This window comes from Caballeronia sp. HLA56 (assembly GCF_054655155.1).
In genome coordinates this window covers 198,515-212,212 of record NZ_BAAHOB010000002.1, presented here as the reverse complement: position 1 = coordinate 212,212, position 13,698 = coordinate 198,515, and the positions used below count along the sequence as shown (strand labels likewise).

Annotated in this window: 11 protein-coding genes; 7 read left to right on the top strand and 4 right to left on the bottom strand. The window is 60.6% G+C overall.

The window, feature by feature from the left end; all coding sequences use genetic code 11:
- Positions 1 to 14: 14 nt before the first annotated feature.
- Together ACYQ47_RS07425 and gmd are read right to left on the bottom strand one after the other, a co-directional pair.
- A complete protein-coding gene (locus ACYQ47_RS07425; RefSeq protein ID WP_250494215.1) occupies positions 15 to 932 on the bottom strand; it encodes a GDP-mannose 4,6-dehydratase in 918 nt (305 codons plus the stop codon).
- 6 nt (positions 933 to 938) lie between these two features.
- Positions 939 to 1,982, bottom strand: a complete 1,044-nt coding sequence (gene gmd, locus ACYQ47_RS07420) for a GDP-mannose 4,6-dehydratase (protein ID WP_250494214.1) — start codon at positions 1,980 to 1,982, stop codon at positions 939 to 941.
- Positions 1,983 to 2,308: 326 nt separating this feature from the next.
- On the opposite strand from gmd, the gene ACYQ47_RS07415 reads away from it, so the two are divergent.
- The 3 genes from ACYQ47_RS07415 to ACYQ47_RS07405 are packed head-to-tail and all read left to right on the top strand — an operon-like array spanning position 2,309 to position 8,448.
- Complete coding sequence (locus ACYQ47_RS07415; RefSeq protein WP_459905478.1) at positions 2,309 to 4,459, top strand: NHL repeat-containing protein; 2,151 nt, start codon at positions 2,309 to 2,311, stop codon at positions 4,457 to 4,459.
- 15 nt (positions 4,460 to 4,474) lie between these two features.
- Positions 4,475 to 5,986 (top strand): oligosaccharide flippase family protein, encoded by a 1,512-nt coding sequence (locus ACYQ47_RS07410; RefSeq protein ID WP_459904967.1) that lies wholly within the window; start codon positions 4,475 to 4,477, stop codon positions 5,984 to 5,986.
- Between the two features lie 23 nt (positions 5,987 to 6,009).
- The gene (locus ACYQ47_RS07405) at positions 6,010 to 8,448 is read left to right on the top strand and encodes a glycosyltransferase family 4 protein (RefSeq protein WP_459905477.1); all 2,439 of its coding nucleotides are present in this window, start codon (positions 6,010 to 6,012) and stop codon (positions 8,446 to 8,448) included.
- Positions 8,449 to 8,506: 58 nt separating this feature from the next.
- On the opposite strand, the gene ACYQ47_RS07400 is transcribed toward ACYQ47_RS07405, so the two are convergent.
- Complete coding sequence (locus ACYQ47_RS07400) at positions 8,507 to 9,643, bottom strand: acyltransferase family protein (protein WP_459905476.1); 1,137 nt, start codon at positions 9,641 to 9,643, stop codon at positions 8,507 to 8,509.
- A 217-nt stretch (positions 9,644 to 9,860) separates the two neighbouring features.
- Between ACYQ47_RS07400 and ACYQ47_RS07395 the strand changes: the two genes are divergently transcribed.
- From ACYQ47_RS07395 to ACYQ47_RS07380, 4 genes are all read left to right on the top strand, one after another.
- Positions 9,861 to 10,013 (top strand): hypothetical protein, encoded by a 153-nt coding sequence (locus ACYQ47_RS07395; protein WP_244829986.1) that lies wholly within the window; start codon positions 9,861 to 9,863, stop codon positions 10,011 to 10,013.
- Positions 10,014 to 10,114: 101 nt separating this feature from the next.
- Positions 10,115 to 11,047 carry a UTP--glucose-1-phosphate uridylyltransferase GalU gene (galU, locus tag ACYQ47_RS07390; RefSeq protein ID WP_244829987.1) on the top strand — a complete coding sequence of 311 codons (933 nt, stop codon included), beginning with the start codon at positions 10,115 to 10,117 and terminating at the stop codon, positions 11,045 to 11,047.
- 156 nt (positions 11,048 to 11,203) lie between these two features.
- The gene (locus tag ACYQ47_RS07385; RefSeq protein ID WP_459904966.1) at positions 11,204 to 11,734 is read left to right on the top strand and encodes a septal ring lytic transglycosylase RlpA family protein; all 531 of its coding nucleotides are present in this window, start codon (positions 11,204 to 11,206) and stop codon (positions 11,732 to 11,734) included.
- Positions 11,735 to 11,783: 49 nt separating this feature from the next.
- Positions 11,784 to 12,845, top strand: coding sequence for a phytoene/squalene synthase family protein (locus ACYQ47_RS07380; protein WP_459904965.1), 1,062 nt, complete (start codon positions 11,784 to 11,786; stop codon positions 12,843 to 12,845).
- Here the strand turns inward: ACYQ47_RS07380 and ACYQ47_RS07375 are convergent.
- A complete protein-coding gene (locus ACYQ47_RS07375; protein WP_459904963.1) occupies positions 12,823 to 13,674 on the bottom strand; it encodes a LysR substrate-binding domain-containing protein in 852 nt (283 codons plus the stop codon). The genes ACYQ47_RS07380 and ACYQ47_RS07375 overlap by 23 nt on opposite strands.
- Between the last annotated feature and the right edge of the window lie 24 nt (positions 13,675 to 13,698).

Genomic DNA, 13,698 nt, shown 5'->3' with positions numbered 1-13,698 from the left:
CGCTCAAGCGCAAATCAGACCGCTACTCGCGCGCTCATATACTCGTACATCCACTCCAACGTGCGATCGATCGGTGTAGCCGGCACTTGCCCGATCACCCGCCGCAACTTGCGATTGGACCCGACGAGCCGCGCAATCTCATTGCGTCTCAAGAAACGCGGATCGACGAATACATCGATCTTGTAGCCGGCTATGCGCGCAAGCATTTCAAGCACCTCGCCAAGCGAATGACTACGCCCGGAGCAGATATTGAACGTCTCACCCGCAGGCGCCGCTTCGAGCAATTTCGCATAGGCGGCCACCACGTCCCGTACATCGGAGAAGTCGCGCGACACATTCAGATTGCCGAGCGAGATGCGCGCTTCATGCCGTGCGTAGTGCCCGACGATCTTCGGCAACACATAGTCTTCGCTTTGGCCCACGCCCGTATAGTTGAACGGCCGCACGAACAAGATCGGTAACCGGTCCATCCATAGCCGCGAAGCCTGTTCCATCGCGAGCTTGCTGACCGCATAGTCGTTGGCGGGCTTGATATCGACATCTTCATCGATCACTTCCACCGCTGCGTTGCCATACACATTGGCCGTGCTTGCAAGCAAGACCGCGCGCGGCTTGCGGTCGAGCGTGGCGAGCGCGGCAAGCAGGTTACGCGTGCCGACGATATTCACGAGATAAGTCGTGCTCGGCGTGTTGCCCGTGACATGCGCCGCGCCCGCCAGGTGCACGACGACATCGGGCCGCGCATCGGCGACGAATGACTTGAGGGCGTCAGCGTCGAGCAGATCGACGGGCAGGCCGACGACATTGGGGACATCGGCTTCCGGCGAAGCGGACGTGGTGCCCCAGACGTCGTAGCCTGCGTTCATCAAATGCGCCGCCATGTGGCGGCCCGTGAAGCCGGAGAGCCCGGTTATGAGTGCGCGACGAGGCATGGGCGTTCAGAAGGTAGGCTGCAATTCGTTACGCTTCAGGTCCGCTTCCACCATCATCTGGCAGAGCGCTTCGAGCGTGGTCGTGGGACGCCAGCCTAGCTTTTCGCGTGCCTTGTCCGCGCTGCCAATCAACAAATCCACTTCCGCCGGACGATAGAACTTCGGGTTCACGCGCACCAGCGTGCGTCCCGTCGATATGTCGATACCGCGTTCGCGCTCGCCTTTACCGGCCCATTCAAGTTGATAACCCGCTGCGGCAAATGCCATGCGCACGAAGTCGCGTACCGTCTCCGTGCGATTGGTGGCGAGCACATAAGTATCGGGCTCGCTCGCCTGCAGCATGCGCCACATGCCTTCCACGTATTCGGCGGCAAAGCCCCAGTCGCGCTTTGCGTCGAGATTGCCAAGCTCGAGCAACTCTTCCTTGCCGAGCTTTATTTTTGCAACCGTATCCGTTATCTTGCGCGTGACGAATTCACGGCCACGCAACGGCGATTCGTGATTGAACAAGATGCCGCTGCATCCGAAGATGTTGTACGACTCGCGATAATTTATCGTCGTCCAATGAGCGAACAGCTTGGCCACACCATATGGGCTACGCGGATAAAAGGGCGTCTCCTCCGATTGCGGAATCGCCTGCACCTTGCCGAACATCTCCGATGTCGATGCCTGGTAATAGCGGATCGTCGGATCGATCACGCGCACGGCTTCGAGCAGATTAAGTGCGCCTAAGCCCGTGACGCCCGCGGTCGTCGAAGGCTGATCGAAGGAGACGCCCACGAAGCTTTGCGCCGCGAGGTTATAGAGCTCGCTTGCTTCGGCGGATTCGAGCAGACGCAGGTTCGAACCAAGATCGGTCAGATCGTGCTCAACCAGCTTGAGCTTCGGATGCCGGTCTATACCGAGTTCCGCGATACGCCAGAAATTCACCGAGCTCGTGCGCCGATACGTACCGACCACTTCGTAACCCTTGTCGAGCAGCAGCTTGGCAAGATACGCGCCGTCCTGCCCCGATACTCCGGTGATGATCGCCTTGTTCTGCGTGGCCATGGTGTTACCTCGTCGGTGATGTCATGAGGCGATTCTAGGCAAAAGAAATCGGAAAAAAACCTTTAGCAATTTTTAATGAGCGCGCCATTCGGCGCTTAGGAAAAGACGTTTCTTAAGCCATGCGAACGCCATTTAGCAGACGAATATTTTTCGTTTTTTTAGCTTTATTTGGCCTCTAACCTGCAAAGCGTCGGACCGCGACTCTTCTCGTTGATGCGACCAGACGACGTCCCGATGCATCGAGCGCACCCGGCGTGCACGCAGTTTTATCGGAGGCCCCGTTGCGGCGTAATTCGTTCTTCACTTCCGTTTGCAGGCTGATCTGTTTGCCGCTCGCGTGCGTGGCGACTGGCGCATTCGCGACGCCGCCCGTGCTCGATGCAAAGACATCGTGGATAGGCAATACGTCGGGCTTTGGCGACGGCACATGGACGCAGATCAACATCACGGCGATTGCCGTTGCGCCCGATGGCCGCGTGTTCACCAATGCACCGTGGGACGAAAGCGGAGCGGAAGCGAGCGTGTATCGCGATGGCCGCATGTCGAGTTACGCCGGCGGCACGCATGGATGGGGCGCTTCCGGCGGCGATGCCGTTGCAGTGAATTCGCGCTATGTATTTGTCGCCGTCGGCGTAGGTAACGAACGAGGCCGGCTCGTCAAGCAAGGCGTGTGGCCGCCTGCGGGCAAGCAGTGGTGGGGCGTATCGCGTCGCGATATCAACGACGTCAAGCGTCCCGTGCCTTTCGGTGCGAGTGCATTGGAAGAAAAGGACCCGCGCGCCACGCTGGCGCGCAGCTTCCTCACGATCAACGAGTCGAACGACGCACGACAGGACGTAAGCGGTCTTGCTGCAAGCGAAACAAGGCTTTATGTGGCGAACACGGCGCTGAATTGCATAGAAGTCTATGACGCGCAGTCGATGCAAAAGGAAGCGCAATGGAGCGCGCCGCAGCCGGGGAAAATCGCGCTGTCGGCGGATGGTTCCTTATGGGCGATCGTGGAGAGCAATGGCGATCATCCGCGCATCGCGCATTACGCCGCATCGGGCGCGTTATTGGACGATGCGCCGCGCTTGAATGCCGATAGCAGCGCGGTGGATATCGCCATCGACAGAGAAGGGCGTCTGCTTGTAGCCGATAACGGGCCGCGTCAGCAAGTGTTGTTCTTTATACGCAAGGCGAATGCTTATCACGAAGCTGGCGCGTTGGGCGAGCGCGGCGGCATCTTCTCCGGCGTTGCGGGAACGCCGGGCCCGCGTCGCTTCAATGGCCTGACAGGCGTGGGTGTCGATGCCGCTGGCAACGTCTACGTGTCGACGAACGGAATAGGGCCACGCACGGGTTCGACGGGCGCCGGTCTTGGCGCGACGCTGGAAAGCTATGCCGCCAATGGCGCGTTGCGTTGGCAGACGCAAGGGCTTCTTTTCGTCGATGGCGCGTGGATCGATCCGGGCCGCCCCAATAGCGTCTTCACCGGCAACAAGCGGTTCGAGCTGGATCTGTCAAAGCCTGCGGGACAGGACTGGAAATACGCGGGCTTTCTGTCGGGCCGCTTCAAGTATCCCGACGATCCGGTGTTCCACGTCGATCAATGGCCGGGCATGCCTATCGCAAGAAAACTCGATGGCCGCACGTTCCTGTATCTGACCGACATGTATGCGGATCACATGAAGATCTATCGCTTCGATGCGAAGCATGACGGCGAGCTGGCGATTCCATCGGGCTTTATCGCGGGAAGACCACGCCCCGTGCAGAACGTGCCGAACCGCCCCGAAGGCGGCGAGTGGATTTGGCGCGATAGCAATGGCAACGGCCGCTTCGACGAAAGCGAATTCAAGCGCAATCCGGGCACTGCGCGCATGACGGGCGGCTGGGGCTGGTGGGTCGATATCAAAGGCGACATCTGGCGCACGAGCGACGTGAAGGGCATTTATCGCCTGCGCTATGGCGGCCTCGACAAGCAAGGCAATCCTGTCTACGACTACGAAAACATCGAGACGTATCCCGTTCCCGCGCCGTTCACCGAATTGCGCCGCGCGATCTACGACGCGGCAAGCGACACGCTCTATGTCACCGGTTATACAGCGGACGCGCCTTACGACAAGCGCTATTGGAAAGAGGTCGGCAAGCGCCTCGTGCGCTACGACCAATGGTCCGACGGCCCGCATCAACGCTATGCAATCGACTTGCCGTGGGATACGCAGAAGAAGCCGCTATCGACCGTGATTGGTGTGACCGTCGAAGGGCAATACGTGTTCGCGGTCGAGCCTGTTGGCGACGTGCACGTGTTCGACAAGGACTCCGGCAAAGAGGTAGGCGTAATCAAGCCGGGGGCGGAAGTCGGTCATGCGTCGGGCTGGGTGGACGTACCCAATGGCGTGAGCGCCTATAAGCGCGGCGATGGCGAGTACCTGGTGTTCGTCGAGGAAGACGCACGAGGCAAGGTGATGATGTACCGCTGGAAACCCGGCACATGAAGTCGCGAGGAACCGATGGAAAAGAGCATGGTCAGGAACGTCGGCATCAACTTCGTCGGGTTGATCCTGCCGACATTCGTATCGCTTGCAACGGTGCCTGCCTATATCCACCTCGTAGGCGTGGAGCGTTATGGCGTGATCAGTCTCGTATGGACGCTGATCGGCTACTTCGGGATTCTCGATCTCGGCATGAGCATGGCCGCGCAACATCAGATAGCGAAAGCGCATGCGGCCGGGGATATGGCACAGCGCGCGCAGGTCTTCTGGAGCGCGGTGTGGCTCAACTTCGCGACGGGCGTGGCAGGCGGCCTCGCCATCTACTTCGGCGCGTTTCTCTATACGGCGTATGTGGCGCACTCCGCACCGGCCTTGCAGCATGAGGTTTATCGCGCGTTGCCGTGGCTCGCGCTCGCCATTCCCATTGCCAATGTGTCGTGGGTTTTTGCTGGCGCGATCAACGCGATGGAACGCTTCGGCATCTATAACGCCAATCAGACCTTCGGCACTTTCCTGTTCCAGTTGCTGCCGCTCGGTGCTGCGTGGTTCATCGCGGCCAATCTGCAAACGGTGCTGGCTGCCGCGGTCGTCGCGAGATTGCTCGCGGCCATTCTGCTTGGAAGAGCGAGTCTGAAGCTGCTGGCGATACGCCGCATCGATTGGCCGAAGCGTGCCGTTACGGGCGGACTCTTCCGCTTCGGCGGCTGGATGCTGGTCTCAACCATGACCTCCATGCTCACCGATTCGCTCGATCGCGTTCTGCTCGGCGCGCATCTCGGCGCGCGTTTCGTCACGTATTACACGGTGCCGCAGAACCTCGTCACGCGTCTCAACATGCTGCCCAACGCGATGGTGCGCACGCTGTTTCCGCGCCTTTCATCGATCGATCGCAGCGACGCCGGCAAGATGGCCGCGACATCGCTCGAATTCCTCAATGGCGTATTTACGCCGCTCGCGATCTTCGCGATGCTCGTGCTCGAACCGTTCCTGCATGTGTGGATCGGCGCTGATCTCGCCATCGCAAGCGCGCCGGTAGGCCGCATTCTCGTGATCGGTGTATGGCTCGTCGGTCAGGCGAGCGTCACGCGCATCCTCATTCAGTCGCAGATCAACCCCGCTTCGGCTGCACGTGCAGGACTCTTCCAGTTGCCGTTCTTCGTGGCGCTTCTATGGTTCGGCATTCAACGATACGGGCCGGTTGGCGCCGCAAGCGTGGTTGCCCTGCGAGCGCTTGCGGACTACGCGGTGCTGTTGTGGCTGACCCGTGTGCGCGCAACCCCGATTGCGCTCGACATGCTTGCCCATCTCGCGTTTCTGCTCGCGGGGCTGGTGCTTGGCTATCTGATCGATGCCATGGCGCATCCGCTCTATGCAATATCCGCTGCCGCCTTGCTCGCACTCGTCGATGCGGGATGGTCCGTGGTGACGCGGCCGGCCTTGCGTGCGCTTTTGCTTGCAGTGCTACGCAAGGCCGGCGCGCGTTTTGGAAGACGCAATCATTTACCGTTGAAGGCGAGGAGTGACGCATGAAAACAAATATCGAAGACGCGTTCATGGGGACCGCGAAAGCGCGTCATTTCCTGCACGAGCCGGCGCCAGCCATGACGCCGGTGCCGCGTCGCGAGCGCAGTATCGCGCGTGCGAACGGTGTACCGCGTATCGCTATCGTGCATGACTGGCTCGTGACCTACGCTGGCGCGGAGCGTGTGCTGGAACAGATGATCGCGTGCTTTCCGGACGCGGATATTTTCAGCGTCGTCGACTTCCTCGAAGACAGAGCGTTCTTGCGCGGCAAGCAGGCGAAGACCTCGTTCATCCAGAAGTTGCCATTCGCGAAGAAGCGCTATCGCGCATATTTGCCGCTCATGCCGCTCGCGATAGAACAGCTTGACGTGTCCGGCTACGACCTCATTCTGTCGAGCAGCCATGCGGTAGCGAAGGGTGTGTTGACAGGACCCGATCAGGTGCACGTCAGTTACGTGCATTCGCCCATACGCTACGCATGGGACCTGCAACATCAGTATCTCAAGCAGTCGAATCTCACTGCGGGCATGAAGTCGCTGATCGCACGCATGGCGCTGCATTACATGCGCAGCTGGGACATACGTACCTCGAATTCGGTGAATCATTTCATCGCTAATTCGGCTTTCATTGCGCGGCGAATCCACAAGGTTTATCGGCGTTCGTCGCAAGTGATCTTTCCTCCTGTCGATGTCGCCGCGTTCAACGTGTGCGAGGAAAAGGACGATTTTTATTTAACGGCGTCGCGCATGGTGCCGTATAAGAAGATCGATCTGATCGTCGAGGCGTTCGCGCAGATGCCTGAGCGCAAGCTCGTCGTGATCGGCGAGGGCCCGGACATGGCGAAGATCCGTGCGAAGGCTACGCCCAACGTGCGCATCATGGGGTATCAGCCGTTCTCCGTGCTGCACGAAAAGATGCGCCGCGCGAAAGCGTTCGTCTTCGCGGCGGAAGAAGACTTCGGCATCTCGGTGGTCGAAGCGCAAGCGTGCGGCACGCCAGTGATTGCCTACGGCAAGGGCGGCGCATTGGAAACCGTGCGCGATGCGTCGGAGGCCGAGCCCACGGGCATGTTCTTTCAGGAGCAGTCGGCGGACGCCATCGTGGATGCTGTCGAGGCCTTCGAAGACGGCACGGTGACGTTCAAGCCAGCCGACTGTCGCAAGAACGCAGAGCGCTTTTCCAACGCGCGTTTCAGGGAACAGTTCCATGCGCATGTCGCACGCGTGGCGCCGCGCTTCATTCTTCCTCCGCTGCCGGCAGAGCCCGAGGTTCAGGTCGAAGAAAAGAGCGATTTGCGCGTGCTTGCCGTGGATCAAAGCGGCTCGCTCGGCGGCGCGGAACTCTCCATGCTCGAAGTGGTGAAGAACATGCGTGGCGACGTGCAGACGGTTCTTTTCGACGATGGTCCGTTTCGCATTGCGCTGGAAGCGGTCGGCATCAAGGTAGACGTGCTCGACGGCAAAGCGCTCGGCAATGTTCGCAAGGACGGCATGACGCGTCCCGGCGCGGGCGTGGTGGGCGGCGTCGTCAAGCTCCTGCGCGGCACGCTCGAAAAGTCGCGCAATGCCGATGTCATCTACGTCAACACGCAGCGCGCGATGGTGATCGGCGCCATCGCCGGCCTGATCTCGCGGCGCCCCGTGGTGTGGCATCTGCGCGATATCGTGAGCGAGGACCACTTCGGGCGCACGCAGCTTTCCATCATCAAGTGGTGCACCAAGCTCATGCTCGAACATGTCATCGCCAATTCGACGGCATCGGCGGCCGCGGTCACGGCGCTCACGCGTTTGCGCGACGAGCGGCTCGATGTCGTGTTCAACGGCATATCGGCGGAGCCTTTCACTAGCATCGAAACGGTGGCGCAGCATGAGTTGCGAGCACGGTTCGGCTTGCCGCAGGATGCGTTTCTCGTCGGATGCTTTAGCCGTCTTGCACGCTGGAAGGGTCAGCATGTACTGCTCGAAGCGTTGCGCGAATGCACGGAGATGCATGCCGTTCTGGTTGGCGCGGCGCTTTTTGGAGAACATGAGTACGAGGCCGAGCTGCGTGCTTTCGTACTCGAACACGGGCTTGCGGACCGCGTGCATTTTCTCGGCTTTCAGGATGACATTGCCGCGTGCATGAAAGCGGTCGATGTGGTCACGCATACGTCGATCATGCCGGAGCCGTTTGGCCGCGTGATCATCGAAGGCATGTTGTCGAAACGGCCCGTTGTTGCGACGCGTGCGGGCGGCGTGACGGATATCGTCGACGATGGCGAGAACGGCCTGCTCTGCGCTCCCGGCGATGCCGCCGAACTGGCGCGCATACTGGATCGCCTCAAGGACGATTCACCGCTTCGCGACCGTCTGACCGAAAGCGGCTTCGTACACGCGACGAAAAGATTCGGGACCGAGCGATATGTCGAGAGCGTCGAGAGAATCCTCGGAGACGTGGCGGCGAAGGCGAAGAAGCGCGAGCGTAGCTGAGGTACTCGAACTTCGATCAAGCCGCTTTTCGAGGCGGCTTTTTTTTATTGGCGCTTTATCAACGCGCAATGCGAACGCGTGTTTTCGCAGGTTTCAATCTTGCGGCCCAGGCCATGGCGGGTCGCTCGACAAGCGCATAGAACGCTGCGGCAACCACAACTGCAATGGCGGTAAAAGCAAACGAGGCCCAGATGCCCGTTTGCAAGACCGAATGAAAAAGCACGGACCCAAGCAGCACGAAAATGGGCAGATGCACGACGTAAAGCGAGAAGCTGAACTCGCCGAGCACGGAAAACACGCGCACTGGGCCGCCTTCACGCATGGGCCGATCTAATGCGCCAAACAAATAAACGGCAAACGCCAGCGCCCAAAGCTGAAACGCCAGATATTGCGCAAGCCCGAAGGCAGCGCATCCGCATAGCGCGATGCCAACCGCCACGACTCCCGAGCGCCTCGGTGCGCGCACGTTACGCGCTTTCGCTTCGGCGATCCATGCTCCAAGCATCCATGAAAGCCAGTAGGACGTGAAGATTACGATCTGCTGGCGCTCGAAGACGAGCGCCGACACGATGTTGACGACAGCGACAAGGCCGACGACCGCCGGCATTCCGATTCGCCTCCGCAATGCAATCACGAGCGGATATACGAGGTAGAACTGCACCTCGACGGAGAGCGTCCATAAGGCGCCATTGGAGCCGAACGTCTTGCCCGCGATTCCCTGCAAGGAAAAGAGGTTGATGAGGAAAGCATGAAGATCGAAGGGATTGATCTTGCGGCTGACCGGCTCAAAGCCGACGCTAAGCGAATCCAGCACGAACGTCAGTACCAGCGCGGCAATCAGAACCGGATAGATCCGCACGAACCGCCGTAGCAGAAAATTCAAGCCGTCGAACGGCGCGCGCGGGTCGGCATTCAGGCGCCGCGCCATCGCGCGATGAATGCAATAGCCGCTGATGATGAAGAAAATCGGCACACCGGCCGATCCCCAGGCGACAGGGAACGTGAGGTAACTGACGACCGCGTTGAGGTCGAACGCGGGCGAAGCGCGATGAAACTGCTGCATGCCGACCCACGTAACCTGCCTGCAATGAAAGTACGCGACCAGCAACGCGGCGACACCACGCCATGCGTTGATCGCGACGTCTTTATCGTCGGCGATAGCGTTCGAATTGCGCGCGGAAGTGCGCAGCGCCATGCCGCTTTCGTCGAAGGCCGGGGAGTCGCTCATCGCTAAACCTTAAGGAGCCGAAGGGATCGGCCCATGTTAGAGCAGCAAGAAATCCGTGCCTAAGCAAAAAATTCGGCGCATTTCTTAAGAAAACAGGCAGCGTAACGGCTTAAAGCGGGCGAATTATTTATCGATTTTTTTCTGCTACGGTGAGCCCTCATCTACAGGCGAATGGGTGTCGATCATGGATATGCATGCAGTCGCCGGCATAGCCGTGCTGCTGGTACTCGTGGCGGCGTCCGCGTACCGCGACGCGTTGCGCAACGACCCTCTCGATCCCTTCCGCAAGAAGGGCTCCAACAATGCGCAGGCATCGCAGATGGAGGAAGCGGAGTAACGCGCGCAACGCCAAAAGCCTGCCGCAAGTGCGGGCGAAATCACAAGAAAAACAGCGCGGGGACAACATCAATTTTCCGGTTTCGATCTGGAGGAGCAGTCATGCTTAAAGTGACCAAGGCCGTATTTCCAGTCGCAGGTCTCGGCACACGTTTTTTGCCAGCCACCAAGGCGAGTCCGAAGGAAATGCTGCCAGTGGTCGATAAGCCGCTCATTCAATACGCGGTGGAAGAAGCCATTGCTGCGGGCATGACGGAGATGATCTTCGTCACGGGTCGGGGCAAGCGCGCAATCGAGGATCACTTCGACAAATCATATGAGCTCGAAGCGGAACTGGAAGCGCGCAACAAGGCGGTTCTGCTCGATGCGGTACGCAGCATCAAGCCCGCGAACGTGGATTGTTTCTACGTGCGCCAGCCGGCCGCGCTGGGCTTGGGTCATGCGGTGCTATGCGCGGAACGGCTCGTCGGCGGTGAACCATTCGCCGTCATCCTGGCCGACGATCTGCTGCACGGCGCCGAGCCTGTCATGAAGCAACTCGTCGATGTATTCGACCACTATCACAGCTCGGTGATCGGTGTGGAACGCATCGCGCGCGAGGAAAGCGCATCGTATGGTGTGATCGAAGGCCGCGAATGGGAAGAGGACGTCATCAAGTTGTCGGGTGTCGTCGAGAAGCCGCAGCCCGCGCTTGCGCCTTCCAATCTCGGCGTGGTCGGGCGTTACGTGCTGATGCCGAGCATCTTCGATCATCTGCGCAAGACGAAGCCCAACGCGGGCGGCGAGATTCAGCTAACCGATGCCATCGGCTCCTTGCTCGCGGTCGAACAGGTGCTGGCGTATCGCTACTACGGCACGCGTTTCGACTGCGGCAGCAAGCTCGGGTATCTCAAAGCGACGGTACAACTGGCCTTGCAACATCCTGAAGTGCGCGGAGACTTTGAGGCGTATCTGCGTGCGGCGGTATGGGCGCTCATGCCGCAAACAAAGGACGAACCGATGACGCATGCGGAATCGCTACAGGATTCGCTGTGATTGGAAATAGTTCGAATGACGAATCATGATCATCGTAAGGCAAACGTAGTCCTGTAAAGAAGCGTCATATCCAAGGAAGGCAGGTCAACGCTAAAAAGCAGAGGGCGTTAAGGGCGATCCGATCCACGAATCGGTAACTCATGGAGTAGATCGCCCATGCAGGTCCGCGCATTCCATGCGCGCCGGCTATTGGCCTGGATCGTGTCCATCGGCGCTTGCGTGTTGCTGTGCGGATGGACTTCACATCGGCCAGTCAAGCCAGCACGCAAGCATCATGCTTTACACAAGGCCGTGTCGCACGCGAAGCATGTGCACGCCAAGAAGGCATATGCCTTCCAGATCGGCATGGCCAGCTATTACGCCGACGCCTTCCAAGGCCGCCCCACCGCGAGCGGCGAGGCTTACGACATGAACGCGCTCACGGCCGCGCATCTCACGCTGCCGCTCGGCACTTACGTGCGCGTCAGCAATGCCGCGAAGACGCGGTCGGTCGTCGTGCGCATCAACGACCGCGGCCCCTACCAGAAGGGCCGCGTGATCGATCTTTCGTTTGCGGCGGCGGTATTGCTCGGCCTGCAACACGGGGGGACGGCGCAAGTGGTGATCGAGCGTGTATCGGCGCATGATGCCGTCGCCATTCCCGTGCATCATCGCGCAAAGAGGCGAAGGCACAAGCGGCACCGTTGAGCCGGATACAATGCGCTCTCGCGTGCTTGAGCGCTCTCTGATCCCACTCATGAATCAATCGACCCGGGCAGTCCTCCTCGGCCCGCTTCTCAAGAGCGTTTCGCGCTCGTTCTATCTGACGCTGCGGATTCTTCCGGCGGGCATGCGCGACCCCGTCGCGCTGGCGTATCTGCTTGCGCGCGCCGCCGATACCATCGCGGATACGTCGCTCATCGCGCCGCAACTTCGTCTGGACTTGCTGCTGTCGTTGCGCGCGCAAGTCAACGGCGCACCGGACGATGGCGCGCTGGCCCGCATAGCCGGCGAAGTAGCGGGCCAGCAAGCGCAAGCGGATGAACGCGCGCTGCTCGAATCGCTCGGCGGAGCGCTTGCCATCCTGCCGCAATTGAGCAAGGCCGACCGCGATGCCGTGCGCGATATCGTGACCACGCTCACAACGGGCATGGAGTTCGACCTGCGCACGTTCCCGGATGAAACCTCGGGCGAGATCGCGGCGCTCGGTGAATTCGACGAACTGGACCGCTACACCTATCTCGTCGCGGGCTGCGTGGGCGAGTTCTGGACGAAGATGACCTACGCGCATATGCCGGGCACGCTCAAGGCCGCGCCGGATGTCATGCTTGCGCGCGGCGTGCGCTTCGGCAAGGCGCTGCAGATGACCAACGTGCTGCGCGATTGCGCGCGCGATCTGCGTATCGGGCGTTGCTATCTGCCTTCGTCGATGCTGGCGCGTCATGGCATCGCGCCACGAGAACTGCTCGCGCCCGAGGCATCCGATAAAGCGCGTCCCGTGCAAGACGAGCTGTTGCAAACCACCATCGCGCTCTATCGCGACGCGCTGGCCTACACGATGGCGATTCCATCGAGCGCCATTCGGCTGCGGCTCGCGTGCCTGTGGCCGATCATGATCGGGCTGGAAACGCTGGTGTTGCTGGCGCGTAACGACGCATGGCTCGCCCCGGAGCGCATCACCAAGGTGCGCCGCAACGATGTCTATCGCATCATGGCGGCGTCGATGCCGCTGGTTGCATCGAATAGGCTTCTGAAGGCGTGGGCCGAACGCAGGATCAGCGCCATCCAAGCCGCACTCAACGGCGCAACTCGGCCATGATGCGTTCGGCCAGGAAGTCGCAAGGCGGCCGTTTGGATGCCGCGCTGCGCGCCAGCACCACTTCGAGCGCGGGGATTTCCGGCAGCCCTTGCGCCTGACCGAGTAGCGTGAAATGCGCGGGGACAGCGCACTTGGCAAGCGGCGTGACGGCAAGACCGGCTTCGGCCATCGTCAGGAGACCGAGCAGACTCGGGCTCTCGTACGACGTGCGATAGCCGATACGCGCGCGTTCCAGGCTGCGTATGGCGTTCTCGCGCGCCACGCTGCCCGGCAGGAACACGGCAATGGGCAAGGGACGTTCGCGCCAGATTTCCGTGGCCCCGGGCGCGGCGGCCCAGACCATCGGCTCGTGACGCAGGAATTCGCCGCTCAGACCTTTCACGCGCGTGGCGCAGACCAGATCGACCGAGCCGTCTTTCAGCATCGGCGCAAGCGCCACGCTCGGCAAGCCGACCACCTGAATCTCGACCTTGGGAAAGGTCGCCGAAAACTTCTTGAGGATGGGCGGAAACAGCGACGACGCGTAGTCGTCCGGTACGCCGATCACCACGCGCCCCGTCACGTCCGGCCGCACGACGGCGGCCCATGCTTCATCGCGCAAGGCGAGCATGCGGCGCGCGTAGGTCAGTAACACTTCGCCGTCTTGCGTGGGCGTCACGCTGCGCGGTTTGCGCACGAACAGCGCCTTGCCAAGCGCGGTTTCGAGCGTCTTGATCTGCATGCTGACGGCCGATTGCGAGCGATGCACGAGTTCCGCCGCGCGGCTGATGTTGCCCGTGTCCGCGACGGCGACGATCATGGCAAGGACATCGAGGTCGAGTGCTTTCATGCCTGTGTATGACGACTTGGTATC

Bases quoted from the DNA above. Each gene is read 5' to 3' on its own strand.
- ACYQ47_RS07425 (WP_250494215.1), bottom strand. From the start codon at position 932: ATGCCTCGTCGCGCACTCATAACCGGGCTCTCCGGCTTCACGGGCCGC.
- gmd (WP_250494214.1), bottom strand. From the start codon at position 1,982: ATGGCCACGCAGAACAAGGCGATCATCACCGGAGTATCGGGGCAGGAC.
- ACYQ47_RS07410 (WP_459904967.1), top strand. From the start codon at position 4,475: ATGGAAAAGAGCATGGTCAGGAACGTCGGCATCAACTTCGTCGGGTTG.
- ACYQ47_RS07405 (WP_459905477.1), top strand. From the start codon at position 6,010: ATGGGGACCGCGAAAGCGCGTCATTTCCTGCACGAGCCGGCGCCAGCC.
- ACYQ47_RS07400 (WP_459905476.1), bottom strand. From the start codon at position 9,643: ATGGCGCTGCGCACTTCCGCGCGCAATTCGAACGCTATCGCCGACGAT.
- ACYQ47_RS07395 (WP_244829986.1), top strand. From the start codon at position 9,861: ATGGATATGCATGCAGTCGCCGGCATAGCCGTGCTGCTGGTACTCGTG.
- galU (WP_244829987.1), top strand. From the start codon at position 10,115: ATGCTTAAAGTGACCAAGGCCGTATTTCCAGTCGCAGGTCTCGGCACA.
- ACYQ47_RS07385 (WP_459904966.1), top strand. From the start codon at position 11,204: ATGCAGGTCCGCGCATTCCATGCGCGCCGGCTATTGGCCTGGATCGTG.
- ACYQ47_RS07380 (WP_459904965.1), top strand. From the start codon at position 11,784: ATGAATCAATCGACCCGGGCAGTCCTCCTCGGCCCGCTTCTCAAGAGC.
- ACYQ47_RS07375 (WP_459904963.1), bottom strand. From the start codon at position 13,674: ATGAAAGCACTCGACCTCGATGTCCTTGCCATGATCGTCGCCGTCGCG.